Annotated in this window: 18 protein-coding genes and 1 pseudogene; 11 read left to right on the top strand and 8 right to left on the bottom strand. The window is 42.2% G+C overall.

The features are described 5' to 3' along the window. The first annotated feature begins 53 nt into the window (after positions 1 to 53). On the top strand, positions 54 to 3686 hold the full coding sequence (locus V7L20_RS18400) for a two-partner secretion domain-containing protein (protein WP_334745468.1): 3633 nt from the start codon (positions 54 to 56) through the stop codon (positions 3684 to 3686). 54 nt (positions 3687 to 3740) lie between these two features. After that, positions 3741 to 6326 (top strand): CHAT domain-containing protein, encoded by a 2586-nt coding sequence (locus V7L20_RS18395; RefSeq protein WP_334745467.1) that lies wholly within the window; start codon positions 3741 to 3743, stop codon positions 6324 to 6326. Between the two features lie 66 nt (positions 6327 to 6392). On the opposite strand, the gene V7L20_RS18390 is transcribed toward V7L20_RS18395, so the two are convergent. Next, a complete protein-coding gene (locus V7L20_RS18390; protein WP_334745466.1) occupies positions 6393 to 6638 on the bottom strand; it encodes a hypothetical protein in 246 nt (81 codons plus the stop codon). A gap of 243 nt (positions 6639 to 6881) precedes the next feature. Here V7L20_RS18390 and V7L20_RS18385 point away from each other — a divergent pair, with 243 nt between their 5' ends. The 3 genes from V7L20_RS18385 to V7L20_RS18375 all read left to right on the top strand — a co-directional run bounded on the left by V7L20_RS18385 (position 6882) and on the right by V7L20_RS18375 (position 11508). Then, positions 6882 to 7382 (top strand): helix-turn-helix domain-containing protein, encoded by a 501-nt coding sequence (locus V7L20_RS18385; RefSeq protein WP_334745465.1) that lies wholly within the window; start codon positions 6882 to 6884, stop codon positions 7380 to 7382. A 251-nt stretch (positions 7383 to 7633) separates the two neighbouring features. Continuing rightward, complete coding sequence (locus tag V7L20_RS18380; protein WP_334745464.1) at positions 7634 to 7954, top strand: transposase; 321 nt, start codon at positions 7634 to 7636, stop codon at positions 7952 to 7954. Positions 7955 to 7965: 11 nt separating this feature from the next. After that, positions 7966 to 11508, top strand: coding sequence for a two-partner secretion domain-containing protein (locus V7L20_RS18375; protein WP_334745463.1), 3543 nt, complete (start codon positions 7966 to 7968; stop codon positions 11506 to 11508). A 47-nt stretch (positions 11509 to 11555) separates the two neighbouring features. Here V7L20_RS18375 and V7L20_RS18370 read toward each other — a convergent pair whose 3' ends face one another. Next, on the bottom strand, positions 11556 to 11864 hold the full coding sequence (locus V7L20_RS18370) for a hypothetical protein (protein WP_334745462.1): 309 nt from the start codon (positions 11862 to 11864) through the stop codon (positions 11556 to 11558). A 32-nt stretch (positions 11865 to 11896) separates the two neighbouring features. On the opposite strand from V7L20_RS18370, the gene V7L20_RS18365 reads away from it, so the two are divergent. Then, on the top strand, positions 11897 to 12271 hold the full coding sequence (locus V7L20_RS18365; RefSeq protein WP_334745461.1) for a hypothetical protein: 375 nt from the start codon (positions 11897 to 11899) through the stop codon (positions 12269 to 12271). Positions 12272 to 12315: 44 nt separating this feature from the next. Here V7L20_RS18365 and V7L20_RS18360 read toward each other — a convergent pair whose 3' ends face one another. Genes V7L20_RS18360 through V7L20_RS18340 form a run of 5 tightly spaced genes read right to left on the bottom strand, consistent with a single transcriptional unit; the run spans position 12316 to position 17297 of the window. Then, positions 12316 to 12471, bottom strand: a complete 156-nt coding sequence (locus tag V7L20_RS18360; RefSeq protein WP_334745460.1) for a hypothetical protein — start codon at positions 12469 to 12471, stop codon at positions 12316 to 12318. Positions 12472 to 12483: 12 nt separating this feature from the next. Continuing rightward, positions 12484 to 13242, bottom strand: a complete 759-nt coding sequence (locus tag V7L20_RS18355; protein ID WP_334745459.1) for a DUF928 domain-containing protein — start codon at positions 13240 to 13242, stop codon at positions 12484 to 12486. A 39-nt stretch (positions 13243 to 13281) separates the two neighbouring features. Beyond that, positions 13282 to 15621: a CHASE2 domain-containing protein gene (locus V7L20_RS18350; protein WP_334745458.1), complete on the bottom strand. Its 2340-nt coding sequence runs from the start codon at positions 15619 to 15621 to the stop codon at positions 13282 to 13284. 26 nt (positions 15622 to 15647) lie between these two features. Beyond that, positions 15648 to 16619 (bottom strand): DUF1822 family protein, encoded by a 972-nt coding sequence (locus V7L20_RS18345; RefSeq protein WP_334745457.1) that lies wholly within the window; start codon positions 16617 to 16619, stop codon positions 15648 to 15650. Between the two features lie 33 nt (positions 16620 to 16652). Further along, entirely contained in the window at positions 16653 to 17297 is a 645-nt protein-coding gene (locus V7L20_RS18340) for a sigma-70 family RNA polymerase sigma factor (protein WP_334745456.1), read from the bottom strand. A 673-nt stretch (positions 17298 to 17970) separates the two neighbouring features. On the opposite strand from V7L20_RS18340, the gene V7L20_RS18335 reads away from it, so the two are divergent. The 3 genes from V7L20_RS18335 to V7L20_RS18325 all read left to right on the top strand — a co-directional run bounded on the left by V7L20_RS18335 (position 17971) and on the right by V7L20_RS18325 (position 22454). Continuing rightward, entirely contained in the window at positions 17971 to 18939 is a 969-nt protein-coding gene (locus V7L20_RS18335) for a DUF1822 family protein (protein WP_334745455.1), read from the top strand. A gap of 166 nt (positions 18940 to 19105) precedes the next feature. Then, the gene (locus tag V7L20_RS18330; protein ID WP_334745502.1) at positions 19106 to 21436 is read left to right on the top strand and encodes a CHASE2 domain-containing protein; all 2331 of its coding nucleotides are present in this window, start codon (positions 19106 to 19108) and stop codon (positions 21434 to 21436) included. Between the two features lie 196 nt (positions 21437 to 21632). After that, positions 21633 to 22454, top strand: coding sequence for a DUF928 domain-containing protein (locus V7L20_RS18325; protein WP_334745454.1), 822 nt, complete (start codon positions 21633 to 21635; stop codon positions 22452 to 22454). Positions 22455 to 22762: 308 nt separating this feature from the next. Here the strand turns inward: V7L20_RS18325 and V7L20_RS18320 are convergent, their stop codons facing one another. Continuing rightward, a complete protein-coding gene (locus V7L20_RS18320) occupies positions 22763 to 23575 on the bottom strand; it encodes a class I SAM-dependent methyltransferase (RefSeq protein WP_334745453.1) in 813 nt (270 codons plus the stop codon). 1 nt (position 23576) lies between these two features. On the opposite strand from V7L20_RS18320, the pseudogene V7L20_RS32770 reads away from it, so the two are divergent. After that, positions 23577 to 23714: pseudogene (locus tag V7L20_RS32770) on the top strand (potassium-transporting ATPase subunit KdpA); the annotation flags it as partial. Between the two features lie 335 nt (positions 23715 to 24049). Continuing rightward, a complete protein-coding gene (gene kdpA, locus V7L20_RS18310; protein WP_334745452.1) occupies positions 24050 to 25798 on the top strand; it encodes a potassium-transporting ATPase subunit KdpA in 1749 nt (582 codons plus the stop codon). The last annotated feature ends 163 nt before the right edge of the window (positions 25799 to 25961 follow it).

The raw sequence follows: 25961 nt of genomic DNA, 5'->3' as shown, positions 1-25961 counted from the left end.
TTATAAGAGGGTGTAGTTTACTTGCTGGTTATATAAGGGGTGCAATGTTTAGAATGAAGCGATATAAGCAGCATTGGTACTGGAAATTCGCACTGGGAAGTTTATTGGTGATAGGTGGTGCGATCGGCGAAGCTGTATTGCAGACATTCACTTTTTCTATTAATTGCGCTTTTGCCCAAATTACCCCCGATAGTACTCTACCCAATAATTCCAGGGTTACAACACAAGACAACATCAGTATCATTGAAGGGGGAACCCAAGTTGGAAGGAACTTGTTCCACAGTTTTCAGCAATTTTCTGTCCCCAATGGCGGTGCTGCTTTCTTTAATAATATTGCGGATATTCAAAATATCATCAGTCGGGTAACGGGTGGATCAGTCTCTACAATTGATGGGATAATTGGCGCTAATGGAACAGCTAACCTGTTTCTGATTAATCCCAATGGAATTGTATTTGGTCAGAATGCTCAATTAAATATTGGTGGTTCTTTTGTTGCGACAACAGCTAATGCACTGCAATTTGACAATCAAGGTTTTTTTAATGCTTCCAACCCGAATTCTCCACCTTTGCTGACAGTCAATCCTTCAGCTTTATTATTCAATCAAATTACAGTGCAGCCGACTAATTCTATTGAGAGTAGAGCTGTTCTCTCGGTTCCTGATGGCCAAAGTTTGTTACTAATAGGGGGCAAGGTTTCCCCCAATCTAGCCGAAACTGGAAGAATATTAATCGATAATGGGTTTTTGCGGGCTGGGGATGGTCGAATCGAACTTGGAGGATTAACCGGAGTAGGAACACTTGGGCTAAATGTAGAAGGCAATAACCTGAGTTTGAGTTTTCCCAATCCTCAACAAGTGCAACGAGCAGATGTATCCTTGACCAATCAATCTTTAGTTTCTGTTAGTGGCAGCACCGGAGGTAGTATTGTAGTCAACGCCCAAAACTTAGATGTTTTGGGAGAAAGTGTGCTTGTTGGTGGTATACAGTCAGAATTAGGATCGGTTAACAGTCAAGCAGGAGATATTACGCTCAATGCGACAGGGCCAATAAAGATTGCAGAGGGGAGCTTTATCTCCAATTCAGTGGGAATAAGTTCTTTAGGCAAAGGTGGAAACATCAACATTACAGCTGAGTCGCTTTCTGCAATTGATGGTGCTTTCCTCAGTGCTAGCACTTATGGACGGGGGAATGCAGGTAGTGTAAATATTAACGCCCGTGATACAGTTTCCTTTGATGGTGTAAGTAGCGATGGAACTTCTAGTGGTGCATACAGCACGGTAGATTCTGAAGCCGTAGGTAAGAGTGGGGATATTAATATCATAACTGGGTCGCTTTCTTTAACCGATGGTGCTCAGTTAGAGACTAGCACTGATGGACGGGGGAATGCGGGTAGTATAAATATCAACGCCCATGATACAGTTTCCTTTGATGGCATAGATAGCAATGGAACTTCCAGTGGTGCATCCAGCCAAGTAGGGTTGTACGCTGTGGGCAACGGTGGGGACATTAACATCAATACAGATGGCTCGCTTTTTTTAACCAATGGCGCTTTACTAATTGCCAACAGTAGAGGGCAGGGAGATGGGGGCAATTTGAATATTAATGCTGGTGATACAGTCTCCTTTGACGGTGTGGATAACTATGGATTCGCTACGGCTGCATCCAGCAGGTTAGAAAAAACAGGTATGGGTAAGGGTGGAGATATCAACATCAAAACTGGAGCGCTTTTGTTCACTAATGGCGCTCAACTAACTACCAGCAGCTATGGAGAAGGGAACGCAGGGAATATCAATATTAATGCTCGTGATAGAGTCTCATTTGATGGTGTGGGAAGAAATGGAGGCTCCAGTTCTGCATTTAGCACTTTAGAACCTGACGCTATCGGCAAAGGTGGGGACATCAATATTAATACCGATGGATCGCTTTTTTTAACTAACGGTGCTGGACTACTTGCCAGCACTTTTGGGACAGGTGATACGGGCAGTATTAATATCAAAGCTGGCGAAAGAGTCTTCTTTGATGGGGTGGGTAGCAATACAGTCTCTAGCGGAGTTTTCATGACTGTGGAGCCTGAGGCTATAGGCAATGGTCGCAGCATCAACATCACAACCAACTCTGTTTCCCTAACTAATGGTGCTCAAATACAGTCCATTCTTCGTACAGCTCCTGAAACTCTGGGTGGACAAGGGAATGCAGGTAATGTAAATATTAATGCTCGCGGTACAGCCTTATTTGATGGGGTAGGTAGCAATACATTCTCTAGCGGTGTACTCAGCAGTGTGGGAGCTGGAACCATAGGTGATGGTGGCGAAATCAACATCACGGCTGATTCACTTAGTGTAACTAATGGTGCTTTCCTGAGTGCGAGTACCTTTGGGCAGGGTAAGGGAGGCAATATTCAGATTAAAGCTGATGATTTTGTGATTGTCTCTGGGATCAGTTCTAATGGATTTTCTCGAGGGCTGTTAACTAGTACTGAGCTAGGAGCGCAGGGTCAGAGCGGAGAGATTACAGTTAATACAGGTGCTTTTCGTGTCGCAGATGGGGCAGTTGTCAACGCTCAAACTCTGAACGCTAGTGATGCAGGTAGCATTACCATTAAGGCTAATACCTTTGAGGCTACTGGCGGTGGACAAGTACTCACTACTACTAGCGGTAGTGGCAGGGCAGGTAATATCACTATCAATACTACTGACAGCGTGACTATCTCTGGTAGCGATCGCACTTTCTATAATCGATTTGCCTTGTATGGTCCAGAAAGAGTCAGAAATGAAGGTCCTGCTAGTGGACTATTTGCTAACACCGATATCAACTCTACAGGAGAGGGTGGTACAATTTCCATTAATCCAAATAAACTAACTATCACAGAGGGTGCTGGCGTAGCAGTCAATAGCCAAGGTCAAGGAAACGCAGGTAACTTGCTGATTCAACAAGCAAACTCCATAACCCTTGATGGTCAAGCATTCCTGTCCGCAGCCACTGAAAGCGGTGAAGGCGGCAATATTTTACTGCAAGCGCAGGACTTATTACTTTTGCGCCGTGCTAGTAAGATATCTGCTGAAGCTGCCAATAATGGCAATGGCGGCAATATCAATATAAATAGCGGCTTCATCGTCGCGGTTCCTTCAGAAAACAGTGATATCCTTGCCAATGCCTTTGAAGGCAATGGGGGTAATATCCAAATTACATCTCAAGGCATCTTTGGTATCCAGCCCCGTTCTAACCCAACTTCTTTGAGTGACATCACCGCTAGTTCTGAGTTTGGTGTAAACGGCACTGTAAAACTCAACACACCCGACATCGACCCTAACAGTGGCTTAGTCAACTTACCAGCCATACCAATTGATAGCCGTGTAGCCCAAGGTTGTACTGCGGGTAGCTCTCAAGCGCAAAGCAAATTTATTATCACTGGACGCGGTGGCTTACCACCTAATCCAGGTGAAGCCCTCAGCGCTGACGCAGTGCAGGTAGATTTGGTGGCTCTCAAACCAGAAGTAGGTAATACTCCAGCAGTTTCCACAAATCCCATTAACCCAACATCAGATCGCATAGTAGAAGCTACTGGTTGGGTAACTGCTGCTAATGGCGATGTAATTCTCACTAGCTCTGCACCCACAGTCACCCCTCATTCTTCGTGGCAGAGAACAGCCGATTGTCGTGTATTTAATCAACACCAGGGAGGTTGAGCAACTTACACTGTCTATTTTTAGTGAAGATGGGGTGCAAGTGAGGGCAAAAACATGACAAGAAAAAAATCTAGATTACGGAAAATCAAACGCCTTTTAAGTGTACTGTTGCTTTTGGCTATGTTCTTAGGCGCGGGGTTATTGCCCCCCACTTTCGCACATGTAACTACGGAAAACTCTAGTGTTCAAAGCTTACTTGATGCCCAAAATTTACTGGAACAAGGCAGTAAATTTTATGAAGCTGAACGGTTTGCTGAAGCTGCTACTTCTTGGCAACAGGCTATCTCTGCATTACAAGGCAATGGGGATGAACTGAAGCAAGCGATCGCACTGGGTAATCTCTCATTAGCTTATCAGCAATTAGGACAGTGGTCAGAGGCAGAAACTGCGATCGCTCAAAGTCTCAACTTATTACAAACTTCTCAAAATATAAATAGCAAAGACTCCTTGCAAATTCTAGCCCAAGTCCTAGATATCAAAGGTCGCTTACAATTGGCTCAAAGCAAAGCTGAAGATGCCCTGGATACTTGGCGAATATCACTTGACATTTATACCAAAATAGGTAGTAAGAGGGCGGGTATTCAAAATCGGATTAACCAAGCACAAGCTTTGCAAGCTTTAGGATTTTATCGTCAAGCTGAGAAGACATTAAGGCAAACTACCCAGATTCTCCAAAGTCAACCCAACTCACCTGTTAAAGTCGCAGCCCTGCATAGTCTCGGCAATGTCATGCAAGTCACAGGTGATTTAGAAACATCTCGGCAGATATTGCAGCAAAGTTTAGAAGTAGCTTCATCGTTGCCAAATCAGGAAGCGATCGCTGATATTCTCCTTAGTCTGGGTAATACAGCGCGTGTTCAGCAAGACACGCAAACCGCTATAAAATATTATCAACAAACTATCAAAACTGCAACCTCACCCACTACACGCATCCAAGCTCAAGCCAATCAACTAAGACTATTGCTGAAAACTGAGCAATTGTCCGCTTTCCAAACATTGTCCTCGCAAATTAAAACTCAGCTTAACGACTTACCCCTTAGTCCGACAGCAATTTCTGCCCGCATTAACTTTGCCCAAAGTCTAATGCAATTCCGAAAAAAAACTGCCGCAGACACTTCCTCATGGTTGGACATTGCCCAATTGCTGGGAACTGCTATTGAGCAAGCAAAAAGTTTGCAAGATAAACGCACACAATCCTATGCTATTGGTGTTTTAGGGCAAGTGTACGAACAAACTCGACAGTGGTCTGATGCCCAAAACCTCACCCAACAAGCCTTACTCATCGCTCAAGATATCGATGCTAAAGACATTGGCTATCAATGGCAATGGCAATTAGGACGTTTGCTTAAAACTAAGGGAGATATAAAAGGAGCAGTAGCAGCTTACACAGAAGCAGTTAATAACCTCCAAGCCCTCCGCAGTGATTTAGTTGCTGTCAATTCTGCGGTGAAATTTTCCTTTCGAGAAGAAGTTGAACCAGTTTATCGACAGTTGGTTGATTTACTTTTGCAATCTCAGGGTAATCAAGTTAGCTCAGAAAATCTCGCAAAAGCCAGCAATACAATCGAATCACTCCAAATAGCAGAACTAGAAAACTTCTTTCGCAACAACTGTTTAAATGCTCAAATTCGTAATCCAAAAAAAGATCCAACGGCAGCAATTATTTATCCATTTATTTTACCAGACCGACTAGAGGTGATCGTTGAGTTGCCTCAACAGCGTTGGTTGCACTACACTACCCCTGTAGTTGAAAAAGAATTGAAAACTACTTTAGTGCAACTACAGGAAAATCTACCCAAACCACACACGCTGCGACAGGTTCAATCTTTATCCCAGAAGGTTTACAAATGGCTAATTCAACCTGCTGAAGCTGCCTTAGCTGAAACTAAGACTCCTACTTTGGTGTTTGTGCTGGATGGTTGGTTGCGAAATATTCCGATGGCAGCTCTTTACGATGGCAAACAGTATCTAGTTGAGAAGTATAACATTGCACTTACCCCCAGTCTGCAACTGATTGAACCCAAACCATTAGAGAAAGGATTAAAGGCAATAGCCGCAGGATTGACTCAAGCAAGTTCGGGATTTTCTGCATTACCTAACGTCAAACTTGAATTAGAACAAATCCGCTCTCAAGTACCTAGCACTATCCTTCTAAATCAACAATTTACCAGCAAAACTTTGCAAAACCGAATTAATTCTCTATCTTTCCCTATCGTTCATCTTGCAACTCATGGTCAGTTTAGCTCCAAGGCTGAAGAGACATTTATTGTCGCTTGGGATGAGCGTATTTATGTCAAAAAGTTAAATGAGTTAGTGCGAACATTAGAGCAAAATAGACCCGAAGCGATTGAATTGCTTATTCTTAGTGCCTGTCAAACAGCAACCGGAGACGAACAAGCTGCACTAGGAATTGCTGGTGTTGCTTTTCAGGCAGGAGCACGCAGTACGATCGCTTCTTTGTGGAACTTGGATGATGAGTCTACTGCTGTGTTGATGAGTCAATTTTACCAAGAGTTAGCCAACAAAAACCTAACTAAAGCTGAAGTACTCCGTCGCGCCCAGCTAGCTCTTTTGAAAAATCCCAAGTACCAACGTCCCAGGTTTTGGGCCCCCTATATTCTTTTGGGTAATTGGCTTTGAGCCACTCTCACAACTTCAAGTGGTGGGATTCAGGCTAGAGTTGGAGTTAACTTTTTGTCCATTTACTTACGCAGATGCGATCGCATCAACTGACAATGCGATTGTATCGACTGACAATGCCATTGTTTTGCCTGACAATTCGATTGTATTGGGTGACAATGCGATTGCATCGACTGACAATGCGATTGCATTGACTGACAATGCGATTGCATCGACTAACAATACGATCGCATCAACTGACAATGCCATTGTATTGGCTAACAATGCCATTGTATCGGCTGACAATTCGATTGTATTGCCTGACAATGCCATTGTATCGACTGATGAATTATATTGTATAAAATTATGTAAATCAATTAGCAAGTTTTGCGTAAAACTAACGCAATCGCAACAGAGAATTATCCAGAGGTGACTTCAATCAGCGTAAACCCACATTAGTGGTGTGACATAACCAAAAGTTTAGCAACTGCTGTTTGCTTAGGGGTGTACAATGTCTGATACTATTTCACGAAAAGTATGATACAGATAATTAAGGAATAAATATTACGAGCAAAGATGGCTGGAGTCACCAAAGTAAAAATAGTTGAATCAGTTGACCAATTGCATGAACTGTTGAGAAAACAAAAAACAGCATCAAACCTGGAACGTATTCAAGCTTTGTATTTACTGAAAATAGGGCAAGTAAAAACAGTACAGGATGTAGCTGTGGTGTTGGGAAGAGGACGGGTAACGGTAGAAAGATGGTTAAAGACTTATACAGAGTCAGGAATAATGAGTCTGTTGTCAACAAAAAAAAGTCCAGGGCGATCGCCAATTATTAAATCTTCGGCAAGAGAGCAACTAGACAGAGAACTCCAACAGCCACAGGGATTCAAAAGTTATGAGGAAATACGTACATGGTTAAAAGCAGTTGAGGGAATAGAAGCGTCGTATAAAGTAGTACACGACACAGTGCATTATCAAATGAAAGCAAAGCTAAAAGTGCCAAGACCAGTAGGCATAAAACATGAAGAAGAGGCAGAGTCAGAATTTAAAAAAAACTACCACAATTCTTAGAGGTTATCAAAAAACACATAATAGCACCAGTAGATCAACAAAAAAGAATCAGATATTGGTGTGGGGACGAAAGTAGACTAGGATTAAAAACTGAGTCAGGAAGATTAATTACCAAAAAAGGTATCAAACCTCTGGGTAATATGCAATGGAAAAGAGATAATTTTTATTTATATGGTTTAGTATAACCATTAACTGGAGAACATTTTATTTGGGAATTTTCACATTTAAATACCACTTGTTTTAACATATTTTTGGAAAAATTTGCTGCGGCATATCAAGAGGATACACACATTCTTCAACTAGATAATGGAGCTTTTCATTGTAGTCAATATCTTCAAGTACCAGAAAATATCATTCTGCTGTTTCAACCACCACATACACCACAAGTTAATCCTATAGAACGCTTTTGGCAAGAGATTAAAAGGTCTTTGAGTTGGGAATCCTTTCACTATGAAGATGAGTTGAGAGAATTTGTATGGCAACGTCTTGAAACATTCAACACATCAATTGTTGCTTCTATTACAGGTTGGGGTTTTATTTTGGATGCTTTATTTGTATCAGGCTTTTCGTGAATTGGTATGAGATGAGTAATCGTTGGAGCTGGTTTATAGGGATTGCGATCGCTAGTGCGAGCATTTGGAGTACAAATTGCGCCCTAGCTCAAGAACTCAAGCCCATACCTGATAATACGCTGGGTGCTGAAAGTTCTTTGGTCACACCTTTTACTCCTGACTCACCTGTTGACGTAATCAATGGCGGGGCGCAGCGAGGTGCAAATCTATTCCATAGTTTCCGGGAATTCAATGTGGCTGAAGGACGAGGAGCCTATTTCTACAGTCGGAGCGCGGATATTCAGAATATTTTGGCCCGCGTTACAGGTGGTAATCCCTCCAAGATTTTTGGAACCATTGGCACATTTGGTAACTCTAATCCCAACCTGTTTCTGATTAACCCTAGTGGGATTATTTTTGGGCGTAATGCTTCGTTGAATATTGGTGGTTCTTTTGTAGCGACGACAGCGAATGCACTGCAATTTGGAAATCGTGGATTTTTTAGCGCTAGTGAGCAAAATATCCCTTCACCGTTGTTGACTATTAATCCTTCAGCATTGCTGTTTAATCAGATTAATCAAAACGCAGCGATTCAAAATAGCTCAGTTGCATTTGCAGGAAAAGATTCAGCAGGCTTTAATGCATTTGGTTTACAAGTACCAGATGGAAAAAGTTTGCTGCTGGTGGGTGGGAATGTCAGCATGGATGGGGGAGAATTAAATGCTTTTGGTGGACGAGTTGAGTTAGGAGGGTTGGGCGAACTTGGTAGTGTAGCGTTGAATGTAGATGGTGATAATCTCAGTTTGAAATTTCCTGAGAATGTTGGGCGAGCTTCGGTATCCCTTACTAATCAAGCTGCGATATATGTAGAAGGCGCTGGTGGCGGTAATATTGCAGTCAATGCTAAGAATCTAGACATATTGGGAGGAAGTATTGTACTTGGTGGTATTGAGGAAGGTTTGGGGACACCTGAAACAATTGGGGGAGATATTACGCTGAATGCTACCGGGGAAATAAAAGTGGCCGATAGGAGCGTAGTTTTTAATGATGTGCGTTTGAGGTCACAAGGCAATGCGGGTAATATTACTACCGATTCTGCTTCTTTCTCATTACGAGATGGCGCTCAACTTGGTACCTCAACATTTGGACAAGGGAATGCAGGGAATGTGACAGTGAGTGCAAAAAATGCTGTTGACATTGCAGATGCTAGCATCTTCAGCACAGTGGAATCAGGGGCTGTAGGTAAGGGAGGTAATATTGACATCAATGCTGCAACACTATCACTAATTGATGGCGCTCAATTGGTAACCCGTACTAGTGAAGCATTTAATAACCTACCAGCAGGACGGGGGGATGCGGGGAATGTGAATGTGAAAGTTACTGGTGCTGTTAATATTGCTGGGGAGAATAACGGTTTATTGAGTGGGATTGACAGCTCAGTGGATACGGGGACAGTTGGCAATGGGGGTAACATTACTATCGATTCTGGTTCCTTTTCATTACGAGATGGCGCTGAACTGATTGCCAATACTCGGGGTCGAGGGGATGCAGGTAGTATAGCAATCCAAGCCCGCGATACCGTATCTTTTGATGGGGTAAGTAATAATGGTGTCCCTAGTAGAGCAGCTAGCCAAGTAGGAGATATGGCTATGGGCAATGGAGGTAGTATCAATATCACAACTGGGTCACTATTAATCACCAATGGAGCCAGACTAAGTGCTAGTACTTTAGGACAAGGAGATGCAAGCAGTGTTGCTATATTTGCCCGCGATTTTGTTTTCTTTAACGGTCTTGACAGTGGTGTATTTAGCATAGTGCAATCAGGAGCAGTAGGCAATGGAGGTAACATTACTATTGATTCCGGCACTGTCTCGTTAAATGATGGTGCTACATTGGATACCAGGACCCAAGGGCAAGGTCGAGCAGGCAACATAACTGTCCGTGCCAGAGATTCGGTTTCTCTTGCAGGTATTCCTACTAAAATTGTCACTGGTGTGGGGGCTGGAAGTGTTGGTAAAGGTGGAAATCTTGATATTAAAGCTACTTCACTTTCTCTTAATGATGGTGCTACATTGATCAGTGCAATTTATATTGACTATTTTGATAAGCCTGCTGGACGGGGGGATGCGGGGAATACCAATATAGAAGTCACTGGTCCAGTAACGATTGTTGGAAGCAAGGATGGAATTGCTAGTGGAATTTTCAGCTTAGTATCACCAGGAGGGATAGGCAATGGAGGTAACATTATGATCTCTTCTGACTCATTATCCTTAACTGATGGTGCTCTTATGTCTGCTAGCACTTCTGGAGAGGGGAATGCTGGCACACTTAAAATTAATACTGCTAATGCTGTCAGTATTTCTGGGACACGCCCCACAACTGGAAAATCCAGTGGATTATTTACATTTACCAACTCTTTAAATAAAGGAGGGGATATCACTATTAACACTCACAGTTTCACTGTATCAGATGGTGCAGTTTTGGACGCACGAACTACAAGTAATGGCAATGGTGGCAATATTGCAGTGAATGCAAATAAAGTTGAGGTTCTTGATGGAGGACAATTTCTCTCTACCACCTCTGGCAAAGGAAGCGCAGGTAAGATTACTCTCAACGCTACTGACTCTATAATTGTTAATGGCACTGATGCGACTTTCGACTCCCGAATTACTCAATTTCCTACAGAAGTTCCTAATCTTAGTGCTAGCAGTGGCTTGTTTGTTCGCTCTTCTGGTTTAGGAACTGCTGGAGACATTGAAGTTTTCTCGCCTAAAATTCGTTTAGACAACCAAGGAAGGCTCACTGCGGAATCTGAATTAGGTAACGGTGGCAATATCAACTTACAAACTGATTTACTACTTCTGCGTCGTGGCGCTTCCATTTCCACCACCGCAGGCACAGACAAAACTGGTGGTAATGGTGGCAACATTAATATTAATGCCCCGTCTGGCTTCATTGTTGCTGTCCCAAAAGAAAATAGCGACATCACTGCTAATGCTTACACAGGCAGTGGTGGAAGAGTAGATATTCGAGCCTTTGGTATCTATGGCATTCAACCCCGCTCTAAGCCAACTTCTTTGAGTGATATCACCGCTAGTTCTGAGTTTGGTGTAAACGGCACTGTAGAACTTAACACACCTGATGTAGACCCTAACAGTGGCTTAGTTAACTTGCCAACCGTACCAGTTGATACCTCTGTAGCACAGACTTGTCAAGCTGGTGGAAATTTAGCTAAAAACAGTTTTATAATTACTGGACGCGGCGGCTTGCCACCTAACCCAAGTGAAGCTCTTAACGCTGATGCAGTGAAAGTAGATTTGGTGAGTCTCAATCCAAACAGTGATAACCGCGATCGCTCCTTTGTTCCCAGCAAAACAACTACCCCCGCACCAGAACCAATTATAGAAGCTACTGGTTTGACGCTAAACGAAAAAGGGGAAGTCGTCCTAACAGCAAATCTTCCCACCACTACGCCCCATAGTCCTTGGTTGAAGCCTGCATCTTGCAGAGCAATTCGTAATACTTCGGCTACGCCCTTCGACTACGCTCAGGACAAGCTCAGTACAAGTTCGTAATTCGTAATTCGTAATTTAAGAAAGTCAGATTGTAATCTAGGTTTTTTTCATCGGATTGCAATGCCATTGCATCGATTTACAGTGCCATTGTTGCGGATGACAATGCCATTGCATTGCCTGACAATGCCATTATATCGGCTAACAATGTCATTGCATCGATTTACAGTGCGATCGCATCGCCTGACAATGCCATTGCATCGGCTTGCATAATTTACAGCAGTTTTCATGTTCTTAAACCACACTCTTGATTCATCTGTGCGCCTGGAGCGGCTTTGCGTGAGATAAAAAAGATGTGGTACATTTACCCGAAAATAGCTGTAAAAGTCTCCTGTTAGCTTTAGAGTTGTAATGGGCATATTAAATGTATACTTTATTACGGTATACATCTATGCCTACCCAAGATACAACACGGCGTTTGCCTCCTCAATCAATTAGTCAAGATATTGCTTCATTGCACGGTTTTCAAACCATCAGCACATACAATACAACCCGTGCTGATGCCTCTGCTGCAAACTTACAGCAAGCTTATCAAACTATGTTGAGTTTTCAACAAACCGAAATCGAGAAACTAACTTTATACCGTGCTGCGGCTGATACTGCGCGATTAGCAGAATGGGAATTTCACAATGCTGTATTAGCGATGAAAGAAGTTGTGCGCGGGCAATATGGGTCAGACAGCGATCAAGCTCAAGCAGTTGGACTAAAGAAAAAATCAGAGCGCAAGCGTTCTAACCGTAAAAAGTCAGTTGCGGCTGCAAGTTAATCAACTTAACCATTAAGTAAGTGTAGAGCGTCGCTGATTTTTCTTCAAAGGCGATCGCTCTTTACTGCTAATTCTGGCGTTGCATAGTTGCGGGATTTATCTCGCGCAAAGGCCCAAAGACAAGGCAGTGTACCCTTGCGGCTCTGCCGACAAGCCTTGCAACTGCCGTGCAAAGGAAACTCTATAAAATCATCCCGCATTTATGCAACGCCCTAATTTTCTAAATTGCAGCACTCTACTTTTGGTTCAGTTGCAAAATCATTCAAACCTACAGCTTTTAACAGCGCCGTCCAAGAAGTATCTTGTGAATTGGTGCGACGCAATTCACTAGCAGCACTCAGCGCTTCATACCAAATACCATTAGCCGCATAAAGATTTACTTGCTGGCGTGGTGTTGCTTTTTCCAATTCAGTTTTCAAAGCAGGCTTTAGTTCTTCCCGTTTTACATAGCCTTCAACATTAGCAATAATTTGGTTATCCTTCTGACAGTAGATGTTAAAATACCATCGGTATTGCCTGCCAATCTCTAAAGGTGCTGCTTTTGATGGCAAGCGAAAGTTTACTACTCCTGGTGTCCCTGTTAAAGAAGTTTTGTAAATAGTCTGATGTTCTGCTTCATCTTCTAGGACAAACTCTCCAGATGCAAAGTCGGATGCATAAGGAACATAGAATAAGAAACTAGGATGCTCTCTGATCGTTGTGCCAAATACCAATTCTGAGTTTGAATAAACAGGCACTAAGGCTGTGAGCCGTTTTTGAGAAGAAATCATGCGCTTATTCATATCCTGACCACAGCCACGACTACCTGCTTCTCCTCGCTTACCTGGTTCCCCGATGCCTTTTGGTGGAGGCGGTGCTGCGAAAATCAACGATTGCTTTAATTGTTCGTTGGGATTTGCAGGCTGTGCCTGTACATCTATAGAGCTAAGGAGTATTAAACTAATGGTGAGGAAAATTTGAATCTTTTGCATAGATAACTTCATTTTTATTTATACCTCAAGTTGTAGAAATCAGTTGTCGCTGCTTTGTTGTAAAAATACATAAGTTGCCACTGTGCCGCCAGTAGCCACTAAAACCAAAGCTGATGGAACGAGGGGAACCCAAATCCCTTGGTAAAAGAGAATTAAGCAAAAAACGTATAAGACTCCAAGTACACCTCCTCCGGCCAATACTAAATATAGTCTTGACCGATCGCTTGGTGCGATCGCTACTAATCCGGCTACGCCAAACGCACCTCCAACCACTGACCAACTCCAAACCCATAAAACTTCGCCCCAAACGGGCAAAACTGATATCAAAGGTCGGCCATCTATCACCGCACTCACTAGCTGACTCACCATTTGTGCTTGCAGAACCACTCCTGGTATTTCTTCGGCAGAAAAAGCCTGCCCATTCATGTAGGGGGTAGGACTATAATCACGAAAGCTTTGGGCAGTAGTACCAATGAGAACAATTCGGTCTTTGACTAGTTCAGGGTTGACTTTACCCCTAAGAACATCTGTGAGTGTGACTTTAGGAGCAATTTCTCCAGGAGAACCTTGGAAAGAGCGGTAATTGAGCAATATTTGGTAGCCCCCTGTATCCACTTGTTGATATCTACCCATCTGAGGCTGCAACCGCTTAAAAACAACCTTACCTAACTGCAAATCCCCAGAGTCAGTGTATTTGGCAGAGATGCCTTTTGCCTCCAAGTAGTGGAATGCCAGTTGAGCATTAAGGGCGTAGGGTGCAGTACAAGGGGAGGTTACATCTGCTGGTTGCATTGCCAATAAATGACGACGCAAAACGTGGTCTGAGTCTGGGACAATATCACTAAATCCTTGGCGTTTTAACGGAACCCCCAAAGGAGGTGAAATTCCGGGACGTTCTTTTGTAAGTTCTTGAACTTTGCAAATTGTAAAAAGCTTGTGATCTGTTTTCAACCTAGTCGCCAAAGAAGCTTGGTTTCGTTGTGATGACTGATCGTGATAAATATCCAAGCCAATGGCTTTGGGTTGGAACTGTGCAAGTTTTTCCAAAAGTCTGGCTAGTGCTAGATCCGATAGCGACCCACTTCTTTCCTTTTGCTCTGGTAACTGAAAATCTTCTTCGGTAACAGTGACTATCAACAGGCGCGAATCTTGCTTTTCTTGGGGACGCGATCGCATTAATTGATCGTAAGCTTGTAACTCCCATGTTTGCAATCCTCCCATTTGTCGGACTCCTAGCACGCTGATAGTAAGTATCACACTCATTAGCAATCCCCTGATGAGTAGGCCAATGTAAGATTTAATTCGGGGCTTTGGCCAAGTCATCGGTATGGCAGCAGGATTTTCACAAATTATCGGTAACCAAGTTGCTCCGGGAAATTTGTTCTCTAATCCTTGCAGTTTTTCTCTAGCAGTGCGAACTGCAATATATAAAGATGCGCCTGAAGAAAAAGCTTCCAGAAAATGTTTTAAAAATGCTTGTGCCACAAGATCGGGCACAGGTTCTCGCATGACAATAATTTGGGGAATATATAAATCTTGTAGTTCTCGCGCTAATCCCAATCCATCACAGGAGTTGAAAATCGCCAACTGTAACCCATTGGTGACGGCATTTCTCAGCGCATATTTCAGGTCTGCAATTGTTAAACTATCCTTGTCATTGATATAGATGCGACCAGTTTCACCCTCGCTTCTACTATGACCAGCAAAAAATAAAATGTTCCAATGTTGGTTCCACAGCTGATCGTTAATCTGATCGCGTTGGGGCTGTGTCAAAAAGGTTGTGGTAGCATTAGGTAATTTTTTTAGGAATTCGCAGTCTTTGTCTATATCAATACCAGCTTTATCGCCCAAAATCGCCAATATGTTGATTTTATGTCTGTAGACAGATGTCTGCAATCTAATTACTTGTTCTAACTCTGGAACACTCAAAGCTACTTCGGCTTTGGTGTAGTCCCGATCGAGCAAATCCCATAGATGCCAAGGAAGTTTCTCTAGCTGCATAGAAGCAGTGCGAATCAGGATTCGTACTTCTTCATTGGGCATTAAGTATTTAAGCAATTTTTCTCGAATCCGCCAAAATGACTCTGACTCTAGCCAGTGATTTAAGTGCGATCGCAACTCACAAGCTTTGTTTTGACAGTCATCACGCCGTTGGGTAATAGAACCATCGTAAATAATTTTTTTGGCTTCGAGGCGGCCACTTCCTAGACTACAATAAGTTGATCGCCACTCATTAATTGCTTTAGCTATTTCTAGATTGGCAGGTAAATGACCAGAGGTTTCTATGCTGGGGCGTTTGCCATCTTCTCCAATCTCCAGCGTTACCCGCACCCCTAACTCCAAATCGCCATCTAGCTTCAAAACAACTAACTTTCCCATTTGCAGCACTCCTATTGTTTTTCGCTTCAGATGAGAAAACTTTCTATAACGCTAATATTTCCCAATACCAATTTAATACTAAAACATTCTCCCACGTCGCCACTAAACTGCAATTGAATATTTTTGTTAGTGCTTCTAGTTTGTGCTTCCATAATAGATTTTCCCTCTACTCCTTCAAAGTCAATTACCATCAGTTGGAGATTGGGTGGCAGATAAATTTCCCCCCATATAGGATGCACTTCTACGATGATGTCTATTTCTTGCTCATTCTCTTGAATAAAGCCAACAATTAAAATTACAGATTGAATTATTCCTGTTTTTCCTAAATTAATCAGCTTACCCCTGCTCACAAAAGAATTATTAGCACCTCTTAGACTCCAATCTGGATTAGCTCTTTGATAATCAAAGAGAGTTTCAAGTTCTTGCCAGCCAACCTCACAAAAATTTTCCAACCATTGTTTCAATTTAACTAAAGTCTTGTTGGCAGTGTGTGATTGAGAAGTTAACTCAGCTTGCGTCACTTGAGTCAGTTCTTCTAAATACTCCAGTAGATTGTCCAAAGGTAGCAACTGATTAATTGGTAACAAATCAGTTTGTACCTGCCTGACAAATCCCAGCAGCGTCGCTTCTCGAAATGATGTTTTTATCTGCACAGCCACATAGCCAATTCGATTTGACTGTACTTCAGGCGGTACGTAAACAAATTGTGTATCTGCAAACACTGGGCGGCATTCTAACGATCCCAAGTTTTGTAGCGACAAATCAGCTACATCCATAAGGGTATGCTGTATAGGATTCCAACTATCACTCTTGTCTAAGTCTGTCTCAAATCCCATGTATTGTAGATAAGAGTTTACGAAAGACACAGACAAAGTATTGAGATAAACTTGTTCAGCTTTTTTTTGCGTGGCTTGTCGCCTACATAACTCTTCTGCTCGATGTCTTCCATCTAGCGATATCGGCCCTGTAAATGTTAAATAATCTCCGATTTTTTCCATATTTTTGACCAAATGATTCAAATTGATTAAATATTAAATACACATATATTCTTGGAGTTTATCAGTAAATTTTTTCAGACATCGTTGGTAGAAACTATGTAAAGATGTGATTCCAATGCCCCATTCTGCCGAAATCTCTTTCCAGGAAATTCCAGAATATCTTCTTTTCGCTATAGCTTGAAAATTTGCCTCTGGATGACCTTTTATGTGTTCTTTGCAAAAAATAAACTCTGGATCAGATTCTATCCATTCGATTATTTGTTCAGATAAAGACATAGATTGAGATTGAGATGATGAGATATTTTCTAGATGATAATCTTCGAGATTTATTTCATTTCTTTGACCGATAATTTTGGGAATAGCTTCTGGAAAAAAGCGCTTACTTAACAGCATATTTACCCAATTTATAACTCCACCGCGTTCTGGATTATACTTATTAATATTGTTATTTTGGCAAAGATAGAAAAATAAATTTTGTACTGCCTCATCATAAATATCTTCATAAAGTTGTTTAAATTGGCCCTTATAAGGATGAATAAGTCTACCCGACTGCCAAATGGCATTCATCAGCCGTGTTAAAGCTATCCGCTGTTCTTTGGTTGCGTATGGATGTTGTTGGGCTTTGAGCGCTAATTCTTTAAGTTGTACGTCTAGTTGTTTTTTCCAGTCGTTAGTCATAAAAGACCTCGAATTCAAATGCACCAACTTGCCAATCTGTATATATCTCATGTATAGATTGCAATTTTTACACAAACTAGCCACAATTGTTACAAAACTTTTTGCTTAGACATGAAAGAAATGTAAGTAGGTATTAATACCATTCAATTAAGGAATTTCTTGGTTAAAGAAACTCCAAGAAATAAATTATCTAATTTTGTGGGGTGGGTATCTTGCCCGCCATATAATTGGAAGTCCTTAATGCAGGAGGGCAATTCCAGAAAAAAAGCTGTTCTGGAGAGAAAAATTACTTAACAATAACCCTCTTGTCTCTCTGACTTACCCTGCTTATCTGAACCGTATTAAATCAGTGAACAGTTAAGCTAATAAGCATTTAAGTTGTATAAAAGCAGGGTTGGAGCCGCTTACTACAAGCGAATCAACCTAGAAAAATGAATGACGATTAGCTTAATCATTGGAAGCAGTCGCAGATTTGACCCCGAATGAAACACGTTACTTATATTCGTAGGGGACTCTGACTGCCAGCAGACAAATTAACTGATAACTGATAACTGTTGAAGGCTAGCCCTCAATCCCCAATTCTTTTTCCAATAATTATTCTCTATTTTGTGGCATAAATTTAGTTAATACGGGTGATATGTATACAGCAGCATTGATCACTAAGAAGTTCCTTATGAATAACTCCACCTACCAGCTAGACGATTTTGCTTTAACATTACCAATTTCCCAATCAGCTCGCATAACTGCCCAGCAATTTGCTAACCAACAGCCAAATTCTGAAAAAGCAGAGCAAGTTCGGCTGAATACACTGGCTGTGTGGGTGGTGAATGACTACTTAGAAATGATGGATATTCCCACCGACCTTCAAGCTAGTGACAGTTGGAACCCGATTATGCGCCTCTGTGGGGATGTAGCTGATTTAAAAGTGCCCTCAATCGGTCGTCTGGAGTGTCGCCCTGTCCATCTGCATCAGCAGATATGTTCCATTCCTCCAGAAACCTGGGACGAACGGGTGGGTTATTTAGTAGTTCAATTTGATGAATCGTTCCAAGAAGCGAGGTTGCTTGGTTTTATCCCTAGTGTCCAAACTGAAACGTTGCCTTTAGCGCAATTGCAACCATTGGAAGCGTTTATCGACCACCTGAGCCAACTGCGCCAATCCACAGTTAGTCCACTGGTGAATTTAAGTCAATGGTTTGCTGGTATATTTGAGACAGGTTGGCAGACTATTGAATCTCTGTGGAACGTGCCAGAACTCAGACCAATTTATGCCTTTCGCAGTATTGATACTGTGGAACTAAATGCCCTTAACCGACCAGAATCAATTACTAAACGTGCAAAACTGATTGATTTGGGTATCCAAATTCTCAACCAACCCGTCATGTTGATTGTAGAAATCAGCCCAGAAAAAAATCAGCAAACCAGTATTCATCTCCAATTGCACGCCACTGGGAATCACTTCTACTTGCCACCAGGAGTTCATCTCACCGTTTTAGATAGTTCGGGAACAGTATTTCTAGATGCTCAATCTAGAAAATTAGATAACTACATTCAGTTGCAGTTTCGCGGTGAACCTAGAGAGCAATTTAGCGTTAAGATAGCCATAAATGATACTAGCATTACCGAATATTTTAGAATTTAAAACATCTAGCTATCTTCCCTTTTTGTCGGTAATTTATGAAGTGGTAATTGGTTAATTAAAAATTCAAGCTGGCTTTTAGAGATTCTGAAAAAATCTGTAAATGCTTATAGAGCTTGTTATGAGACATGAAAACAGGGCATGGTTTCGTACAGGGATAGGGACGGTCATGGGTAAGTTAGTGGTTCTGAAATTCGGAGAGGGTAGTTTTGAGCAAGGGTTTGCTGTCACCCTCGAAATTGGTGAAGAACAAAAGCGTGCTGCAACAGAAATTACGGGCAAACTACCTTCATTTCCCGAAATGCCGCTCTATTACAGTCATTGGCAGTCTAGTTATCGGCAGATAGGCAATCGTTATCGTCTCCATGCTGACAAAATGCAGGTGACGAATGTATCGATGATTCAAGACTGCGAAAACGCTTCTCATATTTTACGGGCACGCTTTAATACGTGGCTGCGAGCAGAGGAGTTTCGCCCTTTGAGGGAAAAATGGTTAGAAAGATTGTCGTCCACAGAAGAAGTGCGGGTAATTTTGCAAACAGAAAATAGCCAATTGCAGCTATTACCCTGGCATCTGTGGGATTTGTTAGAACGCTACCCCAAGGCTGAAATCGCCCTTTCTTCCCCATCTTACGATCGCATTCAAAAACCACGCACTTTAAATCCATTAGTCAACATTTTAGCGATTGTGGGCAATAGTAAAGGAATTGACACTGAGGCTGACCAAGCTTTACTGCAACAGTGTAGTAATGCAAAGGTCAGCTTTCTGGTAGAACCACAACGAAAGGAATTGACTGAGCATCTTTGGGGAAAAAACTGGGATATTCTCTTTTTTGCTGGGCACAGTTCCAGTAACAAAAGTGGAGAAAGCGGACGAATTTACCTGAATAAAACTGATAGCCTCACCATTAGCGAGTTAAAGTATGCTCTCAAGAAAGCCATTGAAAACGGTTTGCAACTAGCTATATTCAACTCCTGTGATGGATTGGGATTGGCGCGAGAACTGGCTGATTTGCAAATCCCTCAGATGATCGTTATGCGTGAACCTGTCCCAGATCAGGTAGCCAAGGAGTTCTTAAAGTATTTTCTCGAAGGTTTTGCCAGTGGCGAGCCTTTATATCAGTCGGTACGCCAAGCACGGGAAAGGTTGCAAGGACTTGAGGATAAATTTCCCTGTGCGACTTGGCTACCAATGATTTGCCAAAATCCAGCACAGATCCCACCTACTTGGGATGAATTAAGGTCTACAAAAACTGAAGCACCAAATTTAGTTTTGTCTACCAGACAAAAACTTACGAGAACTTTGTTATCTAGTTTGGCGATTACAGGCTTTGTTTGTGGGCTAAGATTGCTGGGATTGCTGGAAAATCCAGAGATTGCAGCCTATGACTTGATGATACGATCGCGCCCTGCCGAGGGACTTGATTCTCGACTCCTGGTAATCACAATTGACGATGACGATCTGGCAATTCAAAGAAAAAATAACGAGGATTTAATTGGAGCTTCCATTTCCGAAAAATCTCTTAACAAACTCCTGACAAAACTGAATCAATACCAACCCCGTGCGATCGGCTTGGATATCTACCGTGATTTTAAAGCCAAACAACCAGATTTAATTACTCGTTTTCAAACAACTCAGAATTTGATTGGCGTATGTAAAGGGAGTGATGCCACAGTAAATATCCCAGGAAATCAGCCGCCGCCAGAAATCCCTACAACAAATTTGGGATTTAGTGACTTTATTAATGATCCTGATGGAGTTATCCGTCGGCATCTCCTGTTCATGAACCAAGAGGCGACATCTTTGTGTCCTGCTCCCTTTGCATTCAGTCTAAAACTGGCCTCCCTATATCTGCGCCCTTTAGGAATTGAACCAAAGTTCACCTCTGAAGGGAATTTGCAGCTAGGTAAAACTATTTTTCCGAAGCTGAAATCTCGTACTGGCAGCTATCAAAATATTGATGCCAATGGCGGTCAAATCTTACTCAATTACCGCTCCCCTAAACAAATAGCCGAACAGGTGAAGCTAACCCAATTTTTATCTAGTCCAATTAACCCCAGTGCTATCAAAGATAAAATTGTTTTAATTGGTGTGGTAGCAAAAGGGGATTCTCCAGACACCTGGTCTACACCCTATGGCGTTCTTTTAAATGAGCAAATGCCAGGAGTGTTAGTACAAGCGCAGATGATCAGCCAAATCCTCAGTGCAGTGCAGGATGGGCGACCGTTGCTGCGGGTTTGGTCATTGTGGGCTGAGGTGGCCTGGATTTGGGGCTGGTCTTTAATAGGGAGAGTCCTGGTTTGGCGAAAGCTTTCCTTCCCTTGGTTAGCATTGGCAGTTATTATTACCTCTAGTGTTCTATATTTAGTTTGCTTTGGTCTGTTAATTTCGGGTGTTTGGGTGCCTTTTGTACCTTCGGCTTTGTCGTTGCTTGTCATGGTTGGCTTGATGTCAATATTTAATTCATCAACAAAACTTCGGGTGGGTAGTGGGGAATAGGGCAATCCGCTTAAGTTAAGAAAATTTATCTGTTGATGCAGGCAGGGCATAAAAATCTGATAATTGTATTGGACAGAATAATTTCGATAATTTAATTTTTGGAGTTTACTATGAAATGGGGAAAGATTTCTTGATGAAATTTTTGGATAACTAATAGATAATTCTATTAGGTTTGCATACTTAAGGGAAGGTTTTTATGAAGTCAAATTCACAACCAATAAAACTGTTTTTAGTAGTAGCTTTTAGCTGCACTAGTTTACTAGTTAGCCTGACTCCAGTACTGGCAAAACCAACTCTTAGTTCTTCACTTAGCAATCGTGGTGTTAAAACGAACCTTGCTCAATCTACAGCCTTTAATCAACCCTCACTTCCATCTGGCCCTCCTCCTGGAGGTCGCGTTCGTGGTGGAGCGAAGCGCGACGGGGGGGATGCATGTCCACTTCCTATAACTAAAACTGACCTGACTGCTTTAGTGCCCTTTACTGAAGAAGCTAACTCAGTGATTAATGTCTGGGGACAGACAACAGAAGAACACCCAAGTTGGTTTTTCTATCTGCCCTATACCAAAGATTTGCCCTATGCAGTTGAATTTGTGCTGCAAGATCAGGACTTAAAAGACATTTACAAAGAAGCGATCGCTCTACCAGATAAACCAGGAGTCATCCGCGTTTCTCTGCCTACCAGCGCTCCTGTCTTGGCACTAAACAAACAATATCGCTGGTTTTTAACCGTTAACTGTGACAACCAAGAAAATTCTCCCCCAACTTTTGTCGAAGGGGTAATACAACGAATCGAACTCAAACCAGCCGCTCTCAAAGAGCTACAAACCACAGAACCTCTAAAGCGCTATGCTATCTATGCCCAAAATGGAATATGGTACGAGGCACTGACGACACTGGCCCAACTGCGCGATCAAAATCCTAAAGATGCAGCACTACAAGCAGAGTGGCGAAATTTGTTAAGCAGCATCCGCTTAGATGATATTGCAGCAGAACCGATTGTTTCGGAAAAACCTTAAACTAAAAAACACATTTCCAAAGCAACTAAGCAACTAGCCATAATGAAACATAAAATCAAATCCTAGTTGGTAGTGAACGATAAATCGACCACTACCAACTAGGATTTTCAAAACTAAAATCTAAAATTGATTAACCTAGTTTGGGGGTTTAAGTTGCATAGCTCTACCTTTTTATTTCTGGTCATTAAACTAGAAAGCAATTTCAGTATTATTTATACATAACTACTAACATGGGAAACAATAACAATCAAATACTGCCATTACTAACAGAAGCTGACAGAGAAGAGTTAGAAGGTGTTGTGCAAGTATTAGCATTTGCGGGCAACATGAACAGCAGAAAGAAACGAGAGTTGTATGCTATCTCCAAATTTTTCTAGCTTCTGGCGCAATCCTGCAAATAGTAAGTCTTTCGCTTGTGGTTCTAGTCTCCTAAAGGTACTCAAAAGCTTGAGGTAGTCATCAATGCTATAGGTGACTTCACACACAGTTTGCTCGACAACCAACTCTTTAAAACAATTGGAGTCTAAAATATCTTGTCCAAACTCCCTCAAAATCTCCGCTTGAATCTGTGCACCGTCGTATCGGGCAAATGAGGGAGCATAAGCTTGATACACTTCCTCGATCGCTTGGTAAACTTCATATTTCGGTTCTGGGGTCAGATTCCATAGCAGGATCAGAAAGCCGTTATCGCACATTGCCGATGCTGCCTTGGTATATCTAATCTCTGGCGGTATCCAGTGAAAAGCATTGGCAGATAGAACCGCATTGAACTTTTTTGCTTCTGGTTCCCACTCCTCAAATGAAGTATTGCAAATTGTAACTTTTGGATATTGATCGCAGTTGTGTTGTGCCAAATGAAAAAAATCCTGGTTTGGCTCAATACACGTCATTGAAAAACCAAATTGAGCAAAAGCCACCGTCGCATTTCCTGGACCACAACCAACCTCAAGAATCGATGCATCTGAGTCAAGTTGGGCTAAAGCGACAGACCGATCGATTAGTTCCTTTGGATAGGACGCTCTTGCATTGTAATAAACATCAGCAACGGGAGAATACCAAGTCCTTCGCTGTTCCAAATCCATAGAAGCTCTGGCATTTATTTCTTGTCTAAAGTCTTGCATAATTGCCTATTTTGAAATTATCAAGCAATCAGGGGAATACGGCGGCGGCTTTTTTGCTATCAACTCGGCACACCCCTTTGAAAATCCTAGCGAATTTACTAATATAATTCAAATCGTGGTCATGCTTTCGATTCCCACCCCTTTTCCGGCTTGGCTTGTGAGATGTTCCCATTTGAGTGCAAAATAGCTATTTGTTTAGCATTTAGCTGTCCTTCTATATTTGCAAATATATATCAATATAAACGCTCTGAAAACTTGTATATATAGATAAATATATTCCTTGTATAGGTTAGTTTAAATATTAATTTATACCTTGTGTTATTTGATAAAAAGCTACATGATTGATTGAAGAAGCGCATAGTTATAGGTTAGCTAATAATAATGCCTATATACTTGATTAGTTTTTCTGATTCATTGCAAGAGAATATCTGATATTCATCTGAAATTTATTCATGTCGGAGTTCGACTAATCCAATGCTAGAAGGATGGATTCAAATTGTATTAACGCTACTAATTGTAGTAGCGCTTACTCCCTTATTTGGGCGTTACATGGCGCGTGTCTATCTAGAGGAAAGTACTTTTCTCGACCCAATTTTAAATGCGGTTGAGCGAGTGCTTTATGCCTTGGTTGGTGTGAAAAGCAAAGAAAATATGACGGGCTGGCAGTATGGGCGGGCAATCCTATACAGCAACGTAGTAATGGGGTTGCTGATTTTCTTTATCATCATGAATCAGGGATGGTTGCCCCTCAACCCTACGGGGATAAATGCTCCAACTTGGGATACAGTACTGCATACTACTATTTCTTTTATTACTAATACTAACCAGCAACATTATTCTGGCGAAACCTACATGAGCTATGGCAGCCAAATGTGGGGACTTGGTTATCACATGTTCACCTCTGCTGCAACTGGTTTGGCGGTAGGAATTGCTTTTATTCGAGGATTGACTGGTAGATCGTTAGGCAACTTTTATGTAGACCTAATTCGCTCGATTACCCGAATTTTGCTGCCTATTTGTATTGTGGGCGGCATTGTCTTGATGGCAGCTGGTGTTCCTGAAACTTTGGGGGGTGCAGTTGTATTCCCTACCTTGGAAAATCCGAATATTAGTCAGGCGATCGCTCGTGGCCCTGTTGCCCATTTTGAAATTATCAAGCAATTAGGGGAAAACGGCGGTGGCTTTTTCGCCATCAACTCAGCACACCCCTTTGAAAATCCCAACGGATTTTCTAATTTAATTCAGATTGTGGCGATGCTTTCGATTCCTACATCCCTAATCTACACTTATGGGTTGTTTGCGAACAACACTAAGCAAGCTTGGTTAGTCTACGGTATGGTAGGCGTTCTCTATGTAATATTTATCATCGTCACTGCCGTTGGTGAATACAATGGCAATCCGGCTGTGAATGCACTACTGGGTAGTCAGCAAGCGAATCTAGAGGGTAAAGAAGTCCGGTTTGGTTGGGCACAATCTGCATTATTTGCCGTAAGTACAACTGGTACTATGTGCGGTGCAGTCAATAGTTTACACGACTCCTTTATGCCCAACGGTGGTTTTATTACCCTTTCTAATATGTTTCTGCAAATTATCTGGGGTGGACAGGGTACAGGAACCGCTTATTTATTTGCTTACCTGATTCTGGCTGTGTTCGCTACAGGGTTGATGGTAGGACGCACACCAGAATTTTTGGGACGCAAGATTGAGAAGCGCGAGGTTGTACTTGCTAGTTTCCTGATTCTGCTGGTTCACCCGATCGCAATTATGATTCCCGCAGGTATCGCCTTGGCATTTCCCGATCAACTATCAGGAATTAGTAATCCGGGTTTTCACGGCTTTGCTCAGGTTATCTATGAATATGCGTCTGCTGCTGCTAACAACGGTTCTGGGTTTGAAGGTTTGGGAGATTCACAACCTTCACCTTTGGCGATGTCTGCAACGGGTACAAAAACTACTGCAACTGCCCTGTGGTGGAACTTGAGTACCTGCTTCAGTTTAATTGCTGGACGCTATATTCCAATTCTGGGTTTGCTGTTTTTAGCAGATAGTATGTCTCGTAAGCAAGCTGTTCCCTACACTACTGGTACATTGCGAACCGATACTGGACTATTTACAGGTGTTACCGCAGGGGTGATTTTAATCCTGGGCGCACTTACATTTTTCCCAGTACTTGCATTAGGGCCGATCGGTGAAGCGTTTTTTATCGCTAAAGGTATGGGCTAAAGATTGGGGGAGTGGGGAGTGGAGGGGCAGGGGGCAGGGGAGACAAGGGGGAGTTAGGAGTTAAGAATCTCGTTCATCCACCTTTGATACTCGTTCATCCACCTTTGATACTCGTTCATCCACCTTTGATACTCGTTCATCCACCTTTGATACTCGTTCATCC

This window comes from Nostoc sp. (assembly GCF_036916735.1).
Taxonomy (GTDB): domain Bacteria; phylum Cyanobacteriota; class Cyanobacteriia; order Cyanobacteriales; family Nostocaceae; genus Nostoc.
This window is presented reverse-complemented; position numbering and strand designations above follow the sequence as displayed.

What these genes read in the sequence shown, in the direction of transcription:
- V7L20_RS18325 (WP_334745454.1), top strand. Translation starts at nt 21,633, where the DNA reads ATGAAGTCAAATTCACAACCAATAAAACTGTTTTTAGTAGTAGCTTTT.
- V7L20_RS18365 (WP_334745461.1), top strand. Translation starts at nt 11,897, where the DNA reads ATGCCTACCCAAGATACAACACGGCGTTTGCCTCCTCAATCAATTAGT.
- V7L20_RS18350 (WP_334745458.1), bottom strand. Translation starts at nt 15,621, where the DNA reads ATGGGAAAGTTAGTTGTTTTGAAGCTAGATGGCGATTTGGAGTTAGGG.
- V7L20_RS18385 (WP_334745465.1), top strand. Translation starts at nt 6,882, where the DNA reads ATGGCTGGAGTCACCAAAGTAAAAATAGTTGAATCAGTTGACCAATTG.
- kdpA (WP_334745452.1), top strand. Translation starts at nt 24,050, where the DNA reads ATGCTAGAAGGATGGATTCAAATTGTATTAACGCTACTAATTGTAGTA.
- V7L20_RS18335 (WP_334745455.1), top strand. Translation starts at nt 17,971, where the DNA reads ATGAATAACTCCACCTACCAGCTAGACGATTTTGCTTTAACATTACCA.
- V7L20_RS18390 (WP_334745466.1), bottom strand. Translation starts at nt 6,638, where the DNA reads ATGGCATTGTCAGGCAATACAATCGAATTGTCAGCCGATACAATGGCA.
- V7L20_RS18340 (WP_334745456.1), bottom strand. Translation starts at nt 17,297, where the DNA reads ATGACTAACGACTGGAAAAAACAACTAGACGTACAACTTAAAGAATTA.
- V7L20_RS18395 (WP_334745467.1), top strand. Translation starts at nt 3,741, where the DNA reads ATGACAAGAAAAAAATCTAGATTACGGAAAATCAAACGCCTTTTAAGT.
- V7L20_RS18345 (WP_334745457.1), bottom strand. Translation starts at nt 16,619, where the DNA reads ATGGAAAAAATCGGAGATTATTTAACATTTACAGGGCCGATATCGCTA.
- V7L20_RS18355 (WP_334745459.1), bottom strand. Translation starts at nt 13,242, where the DNA reads ATGCAAAAGATTCAAATTTTCCTCACCATTAGTTTAATACTCCTTAGC.
- V7L20_RS18330 (WP_334745502.1), top strand. Translation starts at nt 19,106, where the DNA reads ATGGGTAAGTTAGTGGTTCTGAAATTCGGAGAGGGTAGTTTTGAGCAA.
- V7L20_RS18400 (WP_334745468.1), top strand. Translation starts at nt 54, where the DNA reads ATGAAGCGATATAAGCAGCATTGGTACTGGAAATTCGCACTGGGAAGT.
- V7L20_RS18320 (WP_334745453.1), bottom strand. Translation starts at nt 23,575, where the DNA reads ATGCAAGACTTTAGACAAGAAATAAATGCCAGAGCTTCTATGGATTTG.
- V7L20_RS18375 (WP_334745463.1), top strand. Translation starts at nt 7,966, where the DNA reads ATGAGTAATCGTTGGAGCTGGTTTATAGGGATTGCGATCGCTAGTGCG.
- V7L20_RS18360 (WP_334745460.1), bottom strand. Translation starts at nt 12,471, where the DNA reads ATGCGGGATGATTTTATAGAGTTTCCTTTGCACGGCAGTTGCAAGGCT.
- V7L20_RS18370 (WP_334745462.1), bottom strand. Translation starts at nt 11,864, where the DNA reads ATGCCCATTACAACTCTAAAGCTAACAGGAGACTTTTACAGCTATTTT.